Annotated in this window: 12 protein-coding genes and 1 pseudogene; 12 read left to right on the plus strand and 1 reads right to left on the minus strand. The window is 66.1% G+C overall.

Annotated elements, in window-relative coordinates:
* A pseudogene (locus tag B3873_RS11040) lies at positions 1-193 on the minus strand (short-chain dehydrogenase); the annotation flags it as partial.
* Positions 194-382: 189 nt separating this feature from the next.
* On the opposite strand from B3873_RS11040, the gene B3873_RS11045 reads away from it, so the two are divergent.
* The 12 genes from B3873_RS11045 to B3873_RS11100 form a co-directional block, all read left to right on the plus strand.
* A complete protein-coding gene (locus B3873_RS11045; protein ID WP_209531837.1) occupies positions 383-1,264 on the plus strand; it encodes a LysR family transcriptional regulator in 882 nt (293 codons plus the stop codon).
* 123 nt (positions 1,265-1,387) lie between these two features.
* Positions 1,388-3,040 (plus strand): VRR-NUC domain-containing protein, encoded by a 1,653-nt coding sequence (locus B3873_RS11050; RefSeq protein ID WP_286866023.1) that lies wholly within the window; start codon positions 1,388-1,390, stop codon positions 3,038-3,040.
* A complete protein-coding gene (locus tag B3873_RS11055) occupies positions 3,037-5,343 on the plus strand; it encodes an ATP-dependent DNA helicase (protein WP_286866025.1) in 2,307 nt (768 codons plus the stop codon). Before B3873_RS11050 ends, B3873_RS11055 begins: the two co-directional genes overlap by 4 nt.
* 577 nt (positions 5,344-5,920) lie before the next feature.
* A complete protein-coding gene (bcsQ, locus tag B3873_RS11060) occupies positions 5,921-7,228 on the plus strand; it encodes a cellulose biosynthesis protein BcsQ (RefSeq protein ID WP_286866027.1) in 1,308 nt (435 codons plus the stop codon).
* Positions 7,225-9,573: a UDP-forming cellulose synthase catalytic subunit gene (gene bcsA, locus B3873_RS11065; protein WP_286866029.1), complete on the plus strand. Its 2,349-nt coding sequence runs from the start codon at positions 7,225-7,227 to the stop codon at positions 9,571-9,573. The genes bcsQ and bcsA overlap by 4 nt, the downstream gene beginning before the upstream one ends.
* On the plus strand, positions 9,573-11,879 hold the full coding sequence (bcsB, locus tag B3873_RS11070; RefSeq protein ID WP_286866031.1) for a cellulose biosynthesis cyclic di-GMP-binding regulatory protein BcsB: 2,307 nt from the start codon (positions 9,573-9,575) through the stop codon (positions 11,877-11,879). The genes bcsA and bcsB overlap by 1 nt, the downstream gene beginning before the upstream one ends.
* Entirely contained in the window at positions 11,872-13,089 is a 1,218-nt protein-coding gene (gene bcsZ / locus B3873_RS11075; RefSeq protein WP_286866033.1) for a cellulose synthase complex periplasmic endoglucanase BcsZ, read from the plus strand. The genes bcsB and bcsZ overlap by 8 nt, the downstream gene beginning before the upstream one ends.
* Positions 13,065-17,102 carry a cellulose synthase subunit BcsC-related outer membrane protein gene (locus tag B3873_RS11080; RefSeq protein ID WP_286866035.1) on the plus strand — a complete coding sequence of 1,346 codons (4,038 nt, stop codon included), beginning with the start codon at positions 13,065-13,067 and terminating at the stop codon, positions 17,100-17,102. Before bcsZ ends, B3873_RS11080 begins: the two co-directional genes overlap by 25 nt.
* Before the next feature lie 32 nt (positions 17,103-17,134).
* On the plus strand, positions 17,135-17,806 hold the full coding sequence (locus B3873_RS11085; protein WP_034332544.1) for an SGNH/GDSL hydrolase family protein: 672 nt from the start codon (positions 17,135-17,137) through the stop codon (positions 17,804-17,806).
* A complete protein-coding gene (locus tag B3873_RS11090; protein WP_039788871.1) occupies positions 17,803-18,471 on the plus strand; it encodes an alginate O-acetyltransferase AlgF in 669 nt (222 codons plus the stop codon). The genes B3873_RS11085 and B3873_RS11090 overlap by 4 nt, the downstream gene beginning before the upstream one ends.
* 46 nt (positions 18,472-18,517) lie before the next feature.
* On the plus strand, positions 18,518-19,948 hold the full coding sequence (locus tag B3873_RS11095; protein WP_286866039.1) for an MBOAT family O-acyltransferase: 1,431 nt from the start codon (positions 18,518-18,520) through the stop codon (positions 19,946-19,948).
* 7 nt (positions 19,949-19,955) lie between these two features.
* The coding region (locus tag B3873_RS11100; RefSeq protein WP_286866040.1) for an alginate O-acetyltransferase AlgX-related protein at positions 19,956-20,775 on the plus strand (820 nt) is incomplete at its 3' end.

Genomic DNA, 20,775 nt, shown 5'->3' on the forward strand with positions numbered 1-20,775 from the left:
CCTGCTGCAGGCCGGCCAGTTCAGGGCGCTCTTGCGTGGACGTGATGCGGCGGCTGGCGACGATCACCGTGGCCCCGGCGTCCAATGCGGCGCGGGCAATCCCCAGGCCGATGCCGGTCTTGCCGCCGACGATGACGACGGTCTTGCCGCTGAGGGAGAGTGAACCAGCCAAGGAGGGAGTGGAGAGAGTCATGGTGTATCCGATCGATTCAAGAGTGAAAGAAAACTGATGGAGCAGGCCGGCAAGCGAAGAGCGCTTCGGCCAGCGGTGAACCGATGGTAATTGCGGCCGGATTTGTTGATAATCCCTGTGAATTTGATTGATGTTATTCTGTTTTGGAATAAATCCGGCCTCATGGCCTGCCTCTTTCAGCGAATACCCATGGACAGATTCCAGGAAATGACGGCCTTCGTCGCCGTGGTCGAGACCGGTGGATTTTCTGCCGCGGCGCGTCGGCTCGGCGAATCGCAGTCCAGCGTGAGCAAGGCCGTCAATGCCCTTGAACAGCGTCTGGGCGTGGCCCTGCTCCATCGCAGCACGCGCAGCGTGACGCTGACCGAACACGGCCGCACCTACTACGCGCGCACCGTGCCGCTGCTGGAGGAGATGGCGCAGACCGATGCCGAGCTCTCCAGCAGCACGCTGGACATCGCCGGCCCGGTCCGGCTGGCCACGTCCGCCACCTTCGGCCGCCTGCACGTGCTGCCGCTGGTCCCGGTGCTGCTGGCGCGCTATCCGGGGATAAGGCTCGATCTGCAGTTCTCCGATGGCGTGCGCGATCTGCTGGCCGATGGCGTCGACCTGGCCATCCGCGTCAGTCCGGTGCTGCATCCGGATGCCGTGGTCAAGCGCGTGGCCAGCACGCCGCTGGTGTGCGTGGGAGCGCGCAGTTATTTCAGGCGGCATGGGCTGCCGCGCACGCCGCAGGAGCTGGCGCGCCATAACTGCCTGATCTACAACGACATGCACGAATGGCCTTTCAGCGGACCGCACGGGCGCTTCAACGTGCCGGTGCAGGGCAACCTGTCCGCCAACACGGTCGAGGCCATCCTGGCGGCGGTGCGTGCGGGCGTGGGACTGGGGCTGTTCAACCGGGCCTCGCTGGTCGGCGAGATGCGCCATCCGGACATCGCCACCGTCCTCGATGCCTATCTGAAGGAAACCCGCGACATCAGCCTGGTCTGGCCGCGCCGCCGTTTCCTCCCGCAACGGGTGCGGGTGGTGACCGACTTTTTTGCCAAGGAGCTGGCAGCCAGGATCTGAGCGGCGGAGCGGGCGGAGGGGCTGCCCTAAGCTTCATGTTCGGCCCAATGAATATGTTGCTTCTGGCAGGAAGCGATATACTGTGCATCCATACAGTTCATTTCCTGCCTGCTTTTCGCCGCAATGCCCGCCGTCCCCGATCACCGTTTCTACTACCTGAGCAATTTCCAGCAGGCGCTGGATTGGCTGGGGCAGCGGTATGCCGACCTGCTGCAGGACGAGGAGCGCGATTTCCTGCTGCGTTTCCCGGCCTTGCCGCTGGCTGCGCGGGCGCTGTTCGTGCGCATGATGATGCGCAAGGGCGAGCACTTCCGCGCCAGCCGTCTGGCTTATCCGGAGATCGGCTGTCCGCTGCAGGCGTCCCGCGATCTGCCGCCCGAATGGGTGGAGCCGGATGCGCCGCTGTCGCTGGCCCAGGTCTTCGCGCTGGCGACCAAGCCGGAGCTGCTGCGCTGGTTCGGCGTGCGCGGTGGACTCAGGACGGCGCGCAAGGACAGCTTGCTGGCGGCGCTGGAAAGCGATCCGCAACATGCTGCGCCGCGTTGCCTGTCGCAATGGATCGCGCCGGGGCAGGGCGGGGAAGCGGTCCTGCGCATGCGGGTTGGCGGCCTGTGTGAACGTTTGCGTTTGATGTTCTTCGGCAACCTGCGCCAGGACTGGAGCGAATTCGTGCTGGCCGATCTGGGTACGCTGCGCTATGAACAGATCGCCCTTTCTGCCGAGGCGCGCGGTTTTCGCAGCCGCACCGACATTGATCTTTACCTGCAACTGCAGGCCTGCAAGCAGCGCTTCGAGGCCGGTGACAAGGTCGCTGCGGTGCTCGACGCGCTACCCGCGGAGCGCTTCGACAATCCCTGGCTGGAGAGCCGCCGTGAACGCCTGCTGTTCCAGCTCGGCCAGCATTGCGAGAAGGCCGGCGACTGGCCACAGGCACAGCAGATCTACGCCGCCTGCCGTTATCCCGGCGCACGGGCGCGCGCCATCCGCGTGCTGGAAAAACTGGGCCGCTTCGGTCCCGCCCAGGCCCTGCTGACGATCGCCCGGCAATCGCCCGAGAGCGAGGCGGAACGCCAGCAACTGCTGCGCATCGCGCCGCGCCTGGCGCGCCAGCTGGGTTTGCCGCCGGCGCTGCGGCCGCGACCCGCCGTGGTCGATCAGATCGAGCTCGTGTTGCCGGCCGAGGGCGGCCGCGTCGAGCGGGCGGTGCAGTTGCATTTGCAGCGGGCTGATGCGCCGGTGTTCTATGTCGAAAACGCGCTGGCCAATGCCCTGTTCGGCTTGCTGTGCTGGGAAGCGCTGTTCGCGCCCATTCCCGGCGCCTTCTTCCATCCCTTCCAGCGCGAGCCGGCCGATCTGTTGAGCGCCGATTTCGCGGCGCGTCGGCGCGATGTGCTGGCGCGCTGCTTGCGCCGCTTCGATGACGGCAGCTACCGTGCGCATCTCCTTGCCATCCATGAGAGCAAGCACGGCCTGCAATCGCCGTTCGTCGCCTGGGGCTGGGTCACGCGCGAGCTGATGGTGATGGCGCTGGACTGTATCCCCGCTGCACATCTGAAGCTGTGGTGCCTGCGCATCCTTGACGACATCCGCGAGAACCGCAACGGCTTCCCCGACCTGATCCAGTTCTGGCCGCAGCAAGGGCGCTATCGCATGATCGAAGTCAAAGGTCCGGGCGACCGCCTGCAGGACAACCAGCGCCGCTGGCTGGACTACTGCGCGCAACACGCCATGCCGGTGGCAGTGTGCTACCTGCAATGGGAACAGGCGGCAGCATGAACGAGGCTCTCCCGGCCGGCGCTGCGCAAGAGCAGTCCGCACCGCGCTACACCGTCTCGGTTCGTGCACTGTGCGAATTCACCGCCAAGCAGGGCGATCTCGATCTGCGCTTCACGCCCACACCCACCGCCCAGGAAGGCATCGCCGGTCACGCCATCGTGGCGCAGCGGCGCGGGGAAGGCTACCTGAGCGAAGTGACGCTCTCGACCGATCATGGCGCGCTGCATGTGCGCGGACGCGCCGATGGCTATGACCCCGCGCGCCAGCTGCTGGAAGAAGTGAAGACTTATCGCGGCCAGCTCTCCAGCCTGCCCGACAATCATCGCCACCTGCACTGGGCGCAACTGCGGGTCTACGGCCACCTGATGTGCGAGCGGGAAGGGCTGGCGCGCATCCATCTGGCGCTGGTGTATTTCGACATCGGCAGCCAGCAGGAAACGGTACTGGAAGAAGCCCGCAGCCGCGAGGAACTGGCCACGCTCTTTGCGGCGCAATGCGAGCGTTTCATGTGCTGGGCCGAACAGGAGCTGGCGCACCGCGCGGCGCGTGATACGGCCTTGCAGACGCTGCGCTTTCCGCACGGCGATTTCCGTCCCGGTCAGCGGCAACTGGCAGAGGCGGTATTTCGCGCGCAGACGGGCCGGCGCAGCCTGCTGGCGCAGGCACCGACCGGCATCGGCAAGACGCTGGGCACCTTGTTCCCGGCGCTCAAGGCGGCCCCGGCGCAGCGGCTGGACAAGATCCTCTTCCTCGCGGCCAAGACCCCCGGCCGGCAACTGGCGCTGGATGCCGCCGCCACTTTGAAGGATCTCGGCAAACTGCCGCTGCGCGTGCTGGAACTGTGCGCACGCGACAAGGCCTGCGAATATCCGGACCGGCTGTGCCGGGGCGATTCCTGTCCGCTGGCGCAGGGCTTCTACGACCGCCTGCCTGCCGCCCGCGCGGCCTGCCTCTCGCAGCCGCTGCTGGATCGTGAGCATCTGCGCAGCGTGGCCCTGCAGCATCAGGTCTGTCCCTACTACCTGGGCAGCGAGATGACGCGCTGGAGCGATGTCATCGTCGGCGATTACAACTACTGGTTCGATGGCGGTGCCATGCTCAACGGCATGGCGCAGGCGCATGACTGGCGCGTGAGCGTGCTGGCCGACGAGGCCCACAACCTGGTCTCGCGGGCGCGCAGCATGTACAGCGCGCAACTGAGCCGGGCAGCGCTGCGGGCCGCGCGCGCCGTGGCGCCGCCGGCCGTGGCCAAGCCGCTGGAACGGCTGGGCCGCGCCTGGACCGCCGCCGGCAAGAAGGCCGACTTGCCCTATCAGGTGCTGGAAGCGCCGCCGGCCAAGTTCGTCGAGGCACTCAGCAGCAGCGTGGGCGCCATCAGCGATTTCCTGGCGCAGGTGGCGGTGCCGCTGGATCCGCCGCTGCGCGATTTCTACTTCGATGCCATGGCCTTCGTGCGGCTGGCCGAATCCTTCGGCCCGCACTCGCTGTTCGATCTCACCCGGGAAGATGAACGCAATACCGTGCTGTGCATCCGCAACGTGGTGCCTGCGCCTTTCCTGGGGCCGCGCTTCGCCTTTGCGCATGCGACCACGCTGTTCTCGGCCACGCTGGCCCCGTGGAATTATTTTGCCGACCTGCTGGGCATGCCGGCCAATACCGCCTGGATCGATGTCGAGTCTCCCTTCCAGGCCAGCCAGTTGCAGGTGAAGGTGGCGCATCAGATCTCCACCACCTGGCAGCGCCGCGCAGCCTCCATCGCACCGATCTGCGAACTGATGGCGCGCCAGTATGAAGAGCGGCCGGGCAACTACCTGGCGTTCTTCTCCAGCTTCGACTACCTGCAGCAGGCGCGCGATGCCTTCGCACGGGCGCATCCGCATATCGCCACCTGGCAGCAGTCGCGCCGCATGTCCGAGACCGACCGCGATGCCTTCCTCGCACGTTTCGAAAGCGCCGGACAGGGCATCGGCTTTGCCGTATTGGGCGGCTCCTTCGGGGAAGGCGTGGATCTGCCCGGCGATCGACTCATCGGGGCTTTCGTCGCCACGCTGGGGTTGCCGCAATTCAACCCGGTCAACGAGCAGTTGCGTGAACGCATGGAGCAACTGTTCGGTTGCGGTTACGACTACACCTACCTCTATCCCGGCATGCAGAAAGTGGTGCAGGCGGCCGGCCGCGTCATCCGCACCGAAACCGACCAGGGCACGGTCTGGCTGATCGACCAGCGCTTCGGCCGGCCCGAGGTGCAGGCACTGCTGCCGGCATGGTGGCAGATCGCCGATTCCCGCGCGCTGCCAGCGTGAAGGCCGTGGCTTCTCAGGTTTTTCCCTAGTGACATCTTTTTGCGAACCCCTAGCATAGGCGTGTGCGTGGACATGCCGGATCCGGCTTGCCCGATCTCCCACGGGATGAGAGTCGAAAAGCCTCGCCAGCCATGGCTCGCGAGTGTCCTGGTGGGATCTTCCGTGAACTGTGTCAATTCCGCGTCGAAGGAAGAACAAATTGTCGCTATTGAGCGACAAAGCGTTCGTCTCACATGTAAGATTCTGCCTCTTTGTTCATATGTTCCTGGCAAGAAATGAGTGTTGTGTCTTGTCGGCTTTTTACATTTTTGACAACGAAGAAGGTTGCGGTATCAGGATTTGTTTGTTTTAATGACAACGTGGAATGTGGTCGAAAAAACAACATTCCTGCGCCTGGTCCGCGCGGAGCATGACTCCGCATCCAGAGGGGAAAAGTCCCGCCGTCAGAGCGGATGAATAAATATAGCCGGGGGATGGCAGCATATGGGAACACTTACCGCTTTTTAACAAGGTTGCAGGCAGGTCTTGCGCGCCCGGTCAAAAGCCGCCGCCGTCAGGACAGGGCAGGGAGTCAAGCATGGGAAACGATATCTCCAACTTGCTGAGCAAGTTCGGGGCGACGGTGGATGGGTATCTCGAAATCGAGGCCGCCATCAACTACAAGGAGCCGGTCCGCAAGCCCAAGGCGCCGCTGGTGGTTGCGCAGCCGGCCGCGGCGGACGTGAAGGCCGAACCGGCACCGGTCGTGGCGGCCAGCGCGGTGGTGCCGCTGCTGGACCCGCTTTCGCTTTCCTCCTCCCAGCGCATTGAGCCTGTGATCGAGCCGCTGACCGAGCCGGCCAGCGAGCCGGTCGTCGAAGCACCTGTCGTTGCTGCGCCTGCCGCCGTCCCGGTCGCCCCTGCCGCTCCTGTCGCTCCTGTCGCCAGACTGGCACCGTCCCTGTCCGTGCAGGCGCCTGTTTCCTCCCCGAACCCGGCGCCGGTCAGCCAGATCAGCCCGTCGGCGCCCCATGGCCCTGGGGTACCCACCCTGTTGCGTTCGATGCTGGGCGAGGCCGCGCGTCAGCGCGAAGCCCTGCAACGCGCCAACCATGACGACGCCGGCCAGTCCGGCGTGGCCCTGCCCCCCACGACGCCCGCACAGGTGATTGCCGTAGTCTCGCCCAAGGGCGGGGTCGGAAAGACCACCCTGTGCTCGGCCCTGGCCTGCAGCCTGGCGCGCCATGGCCGCGTGATCGCCATCGACCTGGATCCGCAGAATGCCTTGCAATACCACCTGGGCGTGAGTGCCGACGCCGTTGCTACAGCGGCCGCTGCCGCAGATTGGCGCAGTGGCCTGGCTGCCGGCATGGCTGGCACGCAGGTGGTCAGCCACACCCTGGTGGCCGCCGCTGGCGAAGCTGCGCTGGCCCAGCAGATGGCCGAGGATGGCCAATGGCTGCTGCGCCAGTTGCACGCCCTGCAGCTGCAGGCGGACGACGTGGTGCTGCTGGACCTGCCGGCCGGGCAGACCGCCTATCTCGACCAGGCCCTGCAAGCCGCCGACCAGGTGCTGGCGGTGGTGACGCCCGACGCCGGTTCTTTCCTGGCGCTGGAACATATGCGCCAGGTCCTGCATGGCCGCAACAACTGCCGCTATGTGGTCAACAAATACGATGCCAGCCGCAGTTTCAGCCAGGACATGCTGGAAGTGCTCAAGCGCTGGATGGGTCCGCGCCTGGCTGGCGTGATCGCGCTCGATCACGCCATCAGCGAAGGCCTGGCCTATGGCTTCAATCCGCTGGTCAAGGACGGCCACTCGCCGGCCTATGAGCAATTGCAGGGCGTGAGCGAGGTGCTGCGCGCCGCTGTCGCCAAAGCCGTCGCTACGGGTGTACGCGCATGACGACCGGATCCCAGGCCCCCTCGCCATTGCATTCGCCAGCCCCGTCCGACCTGCCTGCCGCCGCCACGCTGTCACCGCATCCGCCAGGACAGGAGCCCTCGGCACGGCCATCGGCCAACCGCCTGCAGCAATGGATGCAGACCGTCGGCGCGCGCCTCGAAGGCTTGCCGCGCGGGCCACGCCGTCTGGTGCAATGGGCCGTGCTGCTGTTTGCCACGATGCTGGCGTTGCTGATCATTTCGGTACCGCTGGACTTCGCCGCCCAATGCGTCTTCGCCATCGGCTGCTTCGTCGCCGCGCTGGTGCTGCGCAAGCAGTCGGGACGGTTCCCGGTGCTGGTGCTGATCACGCTCTCGTTGACGGTGTCGATGCGCTACATGTACTGGCGCATCAGTTCCACGCTGGCCTTTGAAAGCTGGCTGGACATCTGCTTCGGCTACGGACTGCTGGCGGCCGAACTGTATTCGCTGCTGGTGCTGACGCTGGGCTACCTGCAGACCGCCTGGCCGCTGCGCCGCAAGCCGCAGATGCTGACCATGCCGCCTGCGGAGTGGCCGACGGTGGATGTCTTCATTCCTTCGTACAACGAATCGCTGGACATCGTCTCGCTCACCATCTTCGCCGCGCAGGCCATCGACTGGCCGCAGGACAAGCTGCGCGTGCACGTGCTCGATGATGGCCGCCGCGAAGAATTCCGCGAGTTCTGCGACAACATCGGCGTGAACTACCTGGTGCGCTCCGACAACAAGCACGCCAAGGCCGGCAACCTCAACGAGGCGCTCAAGGTCACCGACGGCGAATTCGTGGCCATCTTCGATGCCGACCACGTGCCGACCCGTTCCTTCCTGCAGATCTGCATGGGCTGGTTCTACAAGGACCCCAAGCTGGCCATGCTGCAGACCCCGCACTTCTTCTTCTCGCCCGATCCCTTCGAGAAGAACCTCAATACCTTCCGCTCGGTGCCCAACGAGGGCGAGCTGTTCTATGGCCTGGTGCAGGATGGCAATGACCTGTGGAATGCCGCCTTCTTCTGCGGCTCCTGCGCCGTCATGCGCCGTACCGCGTTGATGGAAATCGGCGGCATCGCCACCGAGACCCTGACCGAAGATGCGCACACCGCGCTGAAGATGAACCGTGCCGGCTACAACACCGCCTATCTCGCCATCCCCCAGGCCGCCGGCCTGGCCACCGAGAACCTGGCGCGCCACATCCGCCAGCGCGTGCGCTGGGCGCGTGGCATGGCGCAGATCTTCCGCGTCGACAATCCGCTCAAGGGCAGGGGGCTGCGTCTGGGCCAGCGGCTGTGCTACCTCAACGCCATGCTGCACTTCTTCTATGGCCTGCCGCGCCTGATCTTCCTGACTGCGCCATTGACGTACCTGTTCTTCGGTGCCCACATCTTCCAGGCCTCGGCGCTCATGATCACGGCCTACGTGCTGCCCCACGTGCTGCACGCCAGCCTGACCAACTCGCGCATCCAGGGACGCTTCCGCCATTCCTTCTGGAACGAGGTCTACGAGACCGTGCTGGCCTGGTACATCCTGGGACCGGTGCTGCTGGCGCTGGTGAACCCCAAGCTGGGTGGCTTCAACGTCACCGACAAGGGCGGCATCATCACCGATGACCACTTCGACTGGAAGCTGGCGCGGCCCTACATGGTGCTGCTGGGGCTGAACGTGGCCGGCTTGGGCTTCGGCATCTGGCAACTGATCCATGGCGATCCGAATGCGGTCACCACCATCCTCATCAACATGGCCTGGACGCTCTACAACGTCATCATCAGCAGCGCCGCCATGGCGGTCGCTTCCGAAACCCGCCAGGTGCGCAGCGAGCCGCGCGTGACCGCCGAACTGCCGGTACGCATCAAGCTCGACGACGGCAGCATCATCGACGGCAAGACCCTCGACTTCTCGCAGAAGGGCATTGGCCTGCGCCTGCCGGCCGGCGTCAGCATCGCACGCAATGCACGCATCGAAGTCTCGATGATCCGCAATGCGCAGGAGAAGGTGTTCCCGGCGATGGTGGTGTTCAGCCGCAACGACATGGTCGGTGCGCAGTTCCACGAACTGTCGCTGCGCCAGCAAAGCGAACTGGTGCGCCTGACCTTCTCGCGCGCCGACATCTGGGACAACAACTGGGGCAAGAGCCGTCCCGATACACCGCTCAAAGCCTTGCGTGAAGTCGCCGGCATCGGCATGAATGGCGTACGGCAATTGTTCAAGGCGACCCTGATCCTGATGCGCAGCCGGCGTGCGCAACGCCGCGCGCCGGCACCCGCTGCAGCCCCCTCGGCAGTGGCGGCAGCCACTGTGCCCGTTACCGATAACACTCTGGAAAAACAATAATGAAAACGAAGCAGTCTCAAGCGCAACGGATGCCCTTGCGCCAGCGCTCCCTGTGCCTGATGCTGGCGGCCGTGATGACGGCAGGCAGCCTGCCGCTGCCGGCATTGGCGGCCACTCCCGCGACCCCCTCGGCCGCGACCACGCCCGGTCTGCCGGCACCGATCCCGATGGCCGGCGATCCTTACGTGTTCACCTTCAAGCAGCTGGGCCGCAACGGTTCGATGAACCTGCATGGCGTGGATGCCACCGACAGTCTCAACTTCGACGTGCCGGTCTCGCTGGTGGCCACCGGTGCGCACGTGACCCTGTATTACACGTATTCGCCCGCGCTGCTGCCGGACCTGTCGCAGATCAATGTGATGGTCAACGACGTGGTGGCCGGCAGCATCCCGCTGCCCAAGGAAAACTCCGGCAGCATGCAGACCGCCAAGGTCGACATCCCGGCCAAGCTGATTACCGAATTCAACCGCCTGAGCCTGCAGTTCATCGGCCACTACACGATGGGTTGCGAGGATCCCTTGCATTCCAGCCTGTGGACGCGCGTGGCCAACGGCTCCACGCTGGACCTGCAGACCACGGCGCTGCCGCAGAAGGATGACCTGGCGCTGATGCCCGTACCCTTCTTCGACCGGCGCGACATCCGCATGCTGAACCTGCCCTTCATCTTTGCCGGCACGCCCGACAACGGCACGCTGGAAGCGGCAGGGTCGCTGTCGTCCTGGTTCGGCGCGCTGGCCGCCTATCGCGGTGCGCGCTTCCCGGTACAGATCAACACCTTGCCCCAGCGCGGCAATGCCGTGCTGATGGTGGCCGGCGAGGCCGCCACCACCGTGGCCGGTGTGGCCGTGGCCGCGCCCAAGGGGCCGACCCTGACCGTGCAGGCCAATCCGAATGATGCCAATGGCAAATTGCTGATCGTCTCCGGCCGCAACATCGCCGAACTCAAGCAGGCCGCCGCTGCCCTGACGCTGGGCGGCAAGGGCCTGGCGGGCAGCTCGGTGGTGGTCGACAAGCTGCAGCCACTGACTCCGCGCCAGCCGTATGATGCGCCCAACTGGCTGCCTACCGATCGTCCGGTGAAACTCTCCGAGCTGATCGATCCCAAGCGCCTCAATGTCTCCGGCTACAACCCGGGCGAGATCACCATTCCGCTCAACTTCCCGCCCGCGCTCTCCAGCTGGCGACAGGATGGCGCAAAGCTGAAACTGGTGTATCGCTATACGCCGCAGCCCAAGTCGTCCAATTCGTCCTTCATGGTCAGCTTGAATGATGGCCTGATCAAGGCCGACGTCCTGCTGCCGCATGACCAGCTGGACAAGAGCCTGCTGGCCGCCATCAAGGATGACGCGCTCACCCGCGAGATGAACGTGCGCCTGCCGCTGAACCTGGCCGGTCCGCAATCGCGTCTGCAGCTGCGCTACATGTACGACTTCGTCAAGCAGGGCGAATGCCAGGACGTCATCATCGACAACGTGCGCGGCAGCATCGATCCCGAATCCACCATCGACCTGCGCGGCTACGATCACTTCATGGCCATGCCCAATCTGGGCGTGTTCAAGGATGCCGGTTTCCCCTTCACGCGCATGGCCGATCTGTCGGAGTCGGCGGTGGTATTGCCCGACAATGCCACGCCCGATGATCTCTCGGCCTACCTGACGCTGCTGGGCCGCTTCGGCAGCGCCACCGGCTATCCGGCGACCGGCGTGGCCGTGACCCAGGCTGCGCAGATCGACAAGGTGGCCTCGCGCGACCTGCTGGTGCTGGCCTCGGGCCAGAATCAGCCGCTGCTCAAGCAATGGGCCGATCGCCTGCCGGCGGTGGTGACGGGAGACAAGCAGCGCTTCCAGGTTGCCGACCTGGCCCTGCGCGTGCGCAGCTGGCTGCAGCTCGATGATGAGGACCAGGCCAAGCGCCGTGCGCGCCTGTCGCTGGCCTTCTCCGGGGGCGAGCCGACCTCTTACCTGACCGGTTTCGAGTCGCCCCTCGACAGTGGCCGCAGCGTGGTGGTGCTGGCCGGTGGCGATGCATCCGGCCTGCAACAGATCCTCGATGCGATGGCCAGCAAGGACCCGGAAGCCGAGACCATCCAGGGCAGCCTGGTAGCGGTGCGCGGCACCACCATCGATCCGCTGCTGGCCGAAGAAAATTATTTCGTCGGCAGCATGTCGCCGCTGCGCATGCTGCGCTGGTGGCTGTCGCGCCACGTGCTGGCCATGTTCGTGCTGATTGCCGGCGGCATCCTGATGCTCGGCGGCCTGGCTTACCTGACCCTGCGCGCCAAGGCGAGAAAGCGTCTCAATGCCTGACCTGCCGTTCCAGCCTCTGCGACGCAGCCTGTTGAAGGTGATGGCCGCACTCGCGCTCAGTGCTGCCGGTGCGGCCGCCAACGCCGCGCCGGCCGCCTGCGCGGCGGTTGACTGGCCGGCCTGGCAATCCTGGGCTGGCAGTCACGTGCAACCCGATGGCCGGGTCCTGCACTCCAGCCTGCTGCCCAATCACACCACGTCCGAAGGCCAGTCCTACAACCTGCTGCTGTCGCTGATCGCCAACGATCCGCAACGCTTTGACCAGATCTGGAGCTGGACGCGCGACAACATGATGGCGCCCGATGCCGCCAACCGCTTGCCGGGCTGGCTGTGGGGGCAGGGTGCCGATGGCAAGTGGCAATTGCAGGACGCCAATTCCGCATCGGATGCCGATCTGTGGATTGCCTACGCGCTGCTGGAAGCGGCGCGCCTGTGGCAGCGCCCGACCTATCGCAGCGATGCAGTGCGGCTGCTCGACGCCATCGAAGCGCGCCTCGTGGTGGACCTGCCTGGCCTGGGCAAGATGGTCTTGCCGGGACCGCAGGGCTTCAGCCAGGGCAACCAGGCCTGGACGCTCAATCCGAGTTACCTGCCGTTGCCGCTGCTGCGCCGTTTGCACAAGGAGCGCCCCAAGGGCCCCTGGCAGCAGATCGCCACCAACACCGTGCGCATGATCCAGGCCACCAGCCCCAAGGGGTTCGTGGCGGATTGGGTCGGCTACAAGATGACGGCGGCGCAGGCCGGCCAGTTCATGGTCGATCCGGCCAAGGGCGAGCTGGGCAGCTATGACGCCATCCGCGTCTACCTGTGGGCCGGCATGACCTCGCCGCGTGACCCGCAGGCCGCACCGCTGCTGGCCGCCCTGGATGGCATGCGCCAGCGCATCGTCGCCACCGGCATCGCGCCGGAGAAGGTGGCCGTGACCAGCGGTGCCATCGAAGGGCAGGGACCGTTCGGGTTTGGCGCGGCGTTGGTGCCGTATCTGCAGGCCAAGGGCGAAAACACCCTGGCCGCGCAATGGCAGGCGCGCGCCGCACAACAGCTGGAGAGCGGACTGGCCCAGCCCAGTGCGCAACCGGAAATTCTGTATTACAACGTCATGCTCGGCCTGTTCGGCCTCGGATGGGCCGAGCAGCGATATCAGTTCCGCGACGACGGAACGCTCAATTTGTCTTGGGAGAAGTCATGCGCACGCGCCGTACCACGCTAGCCATCGGAGTGCTGGCCGCGCTCCTGGGCGCACCCCTGGCCCCGGCCCTGGCTGCGCCGACGGACCTGCAGGCCCAGCTGGTGGAGCAGGGCCAGTACTGGCAGGCGCGCAACAACAACCAGCGCGCTGCCGAGGTCTGGCAGAAGGTGCTGCAGCTGGACAAATCGCAGGTCAACGCGCTGTACGGCATGGGCCTGATCGGCGTGAAGCAGAACCGGGTGCAGCAGGCCAATGCGTATCTGGAACGGCTGCAGGCGCTCTCGCCGCAACCCTGGCAAGCCGCCCAGCTGATGCAGGACATCGCCCTGGCCCGCCCTGAAAACCAGGCCTTGCTGGCCGAAGCCCGCCGCCTGGTGGATGCCGGCGAGCGTGACCGCGCCACCGACACCTTCCGCAAGATGTTCAATGGCCTGACGCCCTCGGGCACGGTCGGCCGCGAGTACTACAACAACCTGGCCTTCAACGATGCCAGCTGGCCGGAAGCGCGCAAGGGGATGGAACGCCTGCTGCGCGAAACTCCCGAGGACAGCATCCTGGCGCTGTTCTACGGCAAGCAGCTGGCGCGCCATGAAGACAGCCGGGTGGAAGGCATCCGCGTGCTATCGCGCCTGAGCAAGCAGACCGACATCGGTGGCGACGCCGATGAAAGCTGGCGGCTGGCGCTGACCTGGCTGGGCCCGCCGAGTCCGGCGCAGACCCCGCTGTTTGAAGAATTCCTCAAGGTCCATCCGGACGACAAGGACATCCGCGACCTGCTGGCCAAGGGCCGCTCGCAGGTCACCGCCACGCAGACGCCGACGGTGCTCTCGCGCGGCCTGCAGGCCTTGGAGAAGGGCGATCTGCAGGAAGCCGAAAAGGCTTTCCAGGAACGCCTCGCCACTCATCCCGATGAAACCGATGCACTCGGTGGCCTGGGTGTGGTGCGCCAGCAGCAGAACCGTCTGGCCGATGCCGAACCGCTGCTGGCGCGCGCCGTAGCGAAGGGCGGCAGCGGCTGGAAGAAGGCGCTCGACACCGTGCGCTACTGGCTGCTGATCCAGCGCGGCCGCGAACTGCAGGCACGCGGCCAGACCCGCCAGGCGCAGGATGCGCTGACCCAGGCGCTGCGCCTGGATCCCAAGAACACCGATGGCCTGGTCGCCATCGCCGATATCGAAGCCACGGCCGGCCAGTTCGAGGCCGCCACGGCGCACTATCGCCAGGTACTGGCGGTGCAGCCGGCACAGGTCGGTGCGATTCGCGGTCTGGTGAATGTGCTCTCGCAGACCGGGCAAGCCGATGAAGCGCTGCGCCTGCTCGACAAGCTCACCCCGCAACAACAGGCCGAGTTCGGCGACCAGGGCCGCCTGCGCGCCCTGCGTGCGACCCAGCAAGCCAACCTGGCCGAACAGCGTGGCGATCTCAATGCCGCACTGGACGCCCGGCGCGAAGCGGTGCGCAACGATCCCGACAACGTCTGGACCACCTTCGATCTTGCCCGCCTCTACATCAAGGCCGGCCAGTCGCGCCAGGCGCGCGTGACCATCGATGACTTCACCCGCGAGCATCGCGACAACGTCGATGCGCTCTACGCCAGCGCCTTGCTGTCGGCGGAGATGGAGCAATGGCAGGATGCGCTCGACACCCTGCGCCGCATCCCCGAGGCCCGTCGTACCGCACCGATGACCGATCTGTATCGCCAGGTCACGCTGACCATCCAGGTCGGCCATGCGAGCGAGCTGGTCAAGACCGGCCAGCGCCAGGAAGCCCTGGCGCTGCTGGATCGCGTGCAGCCCGAAGCGGCGGGCAATGCCGAGCGCACCGGCACGCTGGCCTCGGCCTATGTCGATGCGGGCGATACGCCGCGTGCGCTGGCGCTGATGCAGCCGCTGATTGCGCCGCCGGCCACGCCGAGCGTCGCTACGCGCCTGCAATACGCGTCGGTGCTGCTCAGGGCCGGTGAGGATGCGCAGGTCTACAGCGTACTCACGGCCTTGCAGAACCAGAACATGGACGTGGCCACGCGCAAGCAATACGACGATGTGCGTTTCCTCTACCGCGTGCGCCAGGCCGAACGCCTGCGCGAAGGCGGCGACCTGGCGGCGGCCTACGACACGCTGGCCCCCGCGCTGTCACAGCGGCCCACCGATATCGGTGCGCTCTCGGCACTGGCCCGCATGTTCAATGCGGCCGGCGACAATGCCCGCGCACTGGCGCTCTACAAACCACTGGCCGAACGCAATCCGCGCGATGTCACGGTGTTGCTGGGCGCGGCCGATACCGCCATGCAGGCGCACGACAATGCCTATGCCCTGCGCCTGCTGGATCAGTTCAACAAACTGGAAAGCAGTGATCCCACCACCCTGACCGAAGCCGCGCGCATCTACCGTGCGCTGGGCAAGACCGGCGAAGCCACGGCACTGTTGCGCAAGGCGGTGGCCATTGAAAACTCGGCGCGCCAGCGCAGCCTGATGGCCCAGGGCAATGGTTTCGATCCGGCCATCAACCCCTTCCGTACCCAGCGTCGCCTGCCGGGCAACGAGAATGTGGCTGCCATCCCGCCGCCTGCCGAGACCATGCTGCGTCCGGCGATGATGACGGCTTCCGCACCGGCGGCGGCCGATGTGTTGCCGACCCCGGCCAACGCGCGTGTGGCGGCGTCGCAGGCCGCGCCTGCGGTGGCCTATGGCCCGGCGCTTGGTCCGGTGTTCAGCAATGCATCGCCGGCTCCGGCGCAGATGGTCCAGACCACCCAGCCGGGCAGGGCGGGCGCTTATGCGCAGCAAGGTGCGGCACCTGCCACCGCTTTGCCGGGTGCGGCCACCGCCGCCCAGCGCGCCTTGCTGGCGCTGCAGGGCCAGCAAGGCCTGCCGGCGGACAACCTCACGCCGGCGCAGCGCGCCCTCAACGACATCCTGCAGGCGCGCAGCCCCTACGTCACGCAAGGCGTGGTGGTGCGCGGCAATGCCAGCGAATCGGGCCTGAGCCGCATCAACGATATCGAAGCCCCGCTGGAAGTGAACATGCCGGTCGGCAATGACCGCGTGGCCGTGCGCATCACGCCGGTCTCGCTGGATGGCGGCACCATGACCGACGAGGCCGCCAGCCGCTTCGGCGGCGGTGGTTCCAGTGCCACCGGCGTGGGCAAGCAGAGCGCCAGCGGCGTGGGCGTGGCGGTGGCTTACGAGCGTCCTGACGATGGCATCAAGGCCGACATCGGCACGACGCCCAGCGGCTTCAAATATCCCAACGTGGTCGGTGGCGTGAGCGTGGAGCAGCCGCTCGGCGGCAGCAGCACCAACCGCTTCGGCGTGACGGTGTCGCGCCGTGCCGTCAACGACAGCATCACCTCGTTTGCCGGCAGCACCGACCCGCGCATCGGCCGTTCCTGGGGCGGCGTGACCGCCAACGGCGGCCGTGCCGAGATGAGTTCGGATGATGCCCAGACCGGCGTCTACGCCTACGGTGCCCTGCACAGCCTGATGGGCCGCAACGTCGAATCCAACACGCGTGTGGAACTGGGCGGCGGTGCCTACCAGTACCTGGCCAACGGCAACGACGAGAAGATGACGGCCGGTGTCTCCGCCACCCTCATCAGCTACGCCAACAACCAGAACTTCTATACCTATGGCCACGGCGGTTACTTCAGCCCGCAGGCCTATCTGGGACTGGGCCTGCCGGTGACCTGGGCCAAGCGCAGCGACCGCTTCAGCTTCCAGCTCAAGGGCTCGGCCGGTGTGCAGTACTTCCGCCAGGACGGCGCGGATTACTTCCCCACGGATGCCGCCCTGCAAGCGGCCAGCGGCAAGACCTACGGGCAGCAGACCAAGACCGGCATCGGCTACAGCCTGGAAGGCAGCGGCGAATACCGCTTTGCGCCGCGCCTGTTCGTGGGCGGTACGCTGCGCCTGAACAATTCGAGCGACTTCCGCGAACTCAATGTCGCCATGTACCTGCGCTATACCCTGGAGGACATGCAGGGCAGTTTCCTGACCTTGCCGGTCAGCCCGTATCGTTCGCCGTACTCCAACTGATTTGACTGAACATTTTTGATAGAGAGATTGCCATGGCAGCTGCATCCATTCTCGCTGGTCTGAGTATCCTGGTCCTGGGCGAAAGCCACATGAGCCTGGCCGACCACCTCACCGAACCCCTGAACGCCAAGCTGGTCCAGATGGGCGCCAAGGTCCACTCCATCGGCGCCTGCGGTGCCAGCGCCGGCGACTGGCTGACCACCAAGAAGGTCGACTGCGGTGCCGAGCAGATCGACAACGGCAAGATCCAGATCAAGGGCCGCGATGCCAGCACCACGCCCATCGCCGAACTGATCGCCAAGGACAAGCCGGACCTGGTGGTGCTGGTCATCGGCGACACCATGGCCTCCTACGACAAGCCGGCTTTCCCCAAGGCCTGGGCCTGGCAAAGCGTGACCAGCCTGACCAAGGCGATTGCCGCCACCGGCACCAAGTGCGCCTGGGTCGGACCGGCCTGGGGCAAGGCTGGCGGCATGTACCAGAAGAACGATGCGCGCACCCAGCTGATGTCGCAGTTCCTGGCTGCCAACGTGGCACCTTGCACCTACATTGATTCGCTGGCCATGTCCAAGCCGGGCCAATGGATCACCACCGATGGCCAGCACTTCACCGTGGCCGGCTACAAGTCCTGGGGTTCGGCCATCGGCGATGCGCTGGGCAAGCTGCCGGCCGCTGCCGTGAGCGCCAAGGGAGGCAAGAAATGAGCGTGCTGCGCGCACTGACCGCGAGCGCGGCCCTGCTGGGCTGCGCGGGGGCGATGGCCGCTGACATTCCGCTGTATCCGACCGGCCCGGCCGAGGATGCCGCTTTCATCCGCTTCATCAACGCCACGCCGGACGCGCTGCAGGTGGTGGCCCAGAAGGGCCAGCCGCCGCTGAAACTGGACGCGGCCAAGCCGGTCTCGTCCTTCTTCCCGGTGCAGGCCAAGTCCACCATCAAGGGCACGCTGACGGTGGCGGGCAAGAGCCTGGAGCTGGGCGTGCAGGCCAAGCCGGGCGAGTTCGCCACGGTGGTGGTGCTGCCTGATCCCAAGGGCATCCGCCAGGTCACCGTGCAGGACAATCCGGATGACTTCAATGGCCTGAAGGCCTCGCTGGCCTTCTTCAATCTGGATGCCTCCTGTGCCGCTGCAGCCCTGCGTCCGGCCGGCCGCACTGCCGACCTGTTCAAGGGCGTGGCGCAAGGCAGCCTGCAGCGCCGTTCCATCAATCCGGTCAAGCTGTCGGTGCAGCTGGTGTGCGGCGGTGCCAACACCGGCCCGGTGCTGGACCTGGGCGAACTGAAAGCGGGGGAGCGTTACAGCGTCCTGCTGCTGCCCTCGGCCGGCGGTCCGCGCCTCCTCGCCGCGACTGACAAGCTGGCCAACTGATTGCTTGACGCTGACTTACGCTGACTGACGCCGACTGCACCACGCCATGGTCTTTGCCTCGCTTGAATTCCTGACGCTGTTCCTGCCGCTGTTCCTGCTGGTCTATGCCCTGGTGCCGCAGCGCGGGCGCAATGGCGTGCTGCTGGCGGGCAGCTGGCTGTTCTATGGCTGGCTCAGTCCGCTGTTCCTGTCCCTGCACGTGGTGCTGACCATCGTGGCCTGGGTTGGCGGCCTGCTGGTGGATCGCGCCCGTGCGCGTGAGGAAGGGCAGGGCAGTCTGCGCCGTCCCGTGCTGCTGATCGCGCTGGTGGTGTTCAACACGGCGGTGCTGGTCTGGTACAAGTACGCCAACATCGTTGCTGCCACCGTGAGCGATCTCATGCAGCACTATGGCGCCATGCCGCTGGCGTGGCAGAAGGTGGCGCTGCCGGCGGGCCTGTCCTTCATCGTGCTGCAGGCGATTTCCTATCTGGTGGACGTGCATCGGCGCACGGTGGCGGTGGAGCGCAGCTTCATCAATTACGCCACCTACATCTCCATGTTCGGCCACTCGATTGCCGGCCCCATCATCCGTTACGACTGGGTGCAGCGCGAGTTGCGCGAGCGCTGGTTCAATTGGGAAAATTTCTCGCTGGGTGCGCGCCGCTTCATGGTCGGCATGGCCATGAAGGTGCTGGTGGCCGATACGCTGTCGCCCCTGGTGGATGCGGCCTTCCACCTGGAGCATCCGACCCTGATCGATGCCTGGATCGGATGCATTGCGTATTCGATGCAACTGTTCTTCGATTTCTCCGGCTACAGCGCCATGGCCATCGGCCTCGGTTTGATGCTGGGCTTCCACTTCCCGGAGAACTTCAATCATCCCTATCTGGCCGGCAGCATCCAGGATTTCTGGCGGCGCTGGCACATCTCGCTCTCCAGCTGGCTGCGCGACTATCTCTACATCGGCCTGGGCGGCAATCGCCACGGCGTCTGGAAGACTTATCGCAACCTGTTCCTGACCATGGCCATCGCCGGTCTCTGGCATGGCGGCGACAGCTGGAATTATTTGCTGTGGGGGTCGGCGCATGGCGTGGCGCTGTGCATTGATCGCGCGTGGTCGCGCTCTTCGTTGCCGTCCATTCCTTCGTGGCTGGCCCATGGCTTGACGCTGCTGTTCGTGTGCCTGGCCTGGACCCTGTTCCGCGCGCCGGATTTCGCCACCGCTGCCACGATGTATGCGGGCCAGTTCGGCTTGCATGGCACCGGCCTGAGCGATGCGCTGGCCGTGATGCTGCGGCCGGTGCAGGCGCTGGCCGTGCTGCTGGGTTTGTTCTGGATCGTCGCCCCGCTGTGGCAGGCGGCGCTGGAGGCGCGCTGGGGCGAACGCGCACTCTATCTCTGGTTCGTGCGGGCGTGGCCGATTGCCGCCTTCCTGCTCTCCTTTGCACTGATCGCCAGCCGCGAGACCGTGCCTTTCCTTTACTTCCAGTTCTGAGCCGACGATGAGCACGCCCCCCGTTCATGCTGCACATACGCCTCCTGAGCCCAGCGCCATGGCGCGCCGCTCCAGCCGTTGGGCCGGTGCCGCGCTGGCCGCCGTACTGTGTGCAGGATTGATCTCCTGCGGCTGGCTGGTGTACGCCGGCAAGATCGACTGGCTACCCGCCAGCTGGACGCGCGACGACGCCTTGCATGGCGAACTGACGCATCAACTGGCCAAGCAGCTTTCCAACGCCTGGCTGCCGGACCAGGCTGCCAAACTGGAGCGTGCCGGCAGCTGGCTGCTGCTGGGCGATACCGGCCCGCGCGTGCGCACCGGCTGCCCCGGCTGGCTGTTCCTGGCCGAAGAATTGCAGGTCAATCGCCACGCACAAGCCAACGCGCAGACCAAGCGTGCCGCAGTGCTGGCCATCCGGCAGGCGCTGGCCCAACGTGGCATCGGCCTGCTGGTGGCGGTGGTGCCGGACAAGAGCCGCATCGCCGCCAGCGCGCTGTGTGGCTTGACGCGTCCGGCCGAATTGAATGCGCGCGCCGCGCAATGGGTGAGCGAACTGAATCAGGATGGCGTGGCCGCCATCGACCTCGCCGCTGCGCTGGCACCACTCGGTGCTTCGGCCTACCTGCACACCGATACCCACTGGAACGAGATCGGCGCGAACGCCGCCGCGCAGGCCATCGCCGCGCGCATCACGGCCGCTGGCGTGCAGGCCACGCCGCAGCAGGCCTATAGCGCCCAGCCGGGCAAGCTGGCGCAGCGTCCCGGCGACCTGGTGCACCTGGCCGGACTGGACTGGCTGCCACTGCGCTGGCAACCCACGCCGG

The organism is Herbaspirillum sp. UBA812 (genome assembly GCF_002296545.1).
Taxonomy (GTDB): Bacteria; Pseudomonadota; Gammaproteobacteria; order Burkholderiales; family Burkholderiaceae_D; genus Herbaspirillum; species Herbaspirillum huttiense.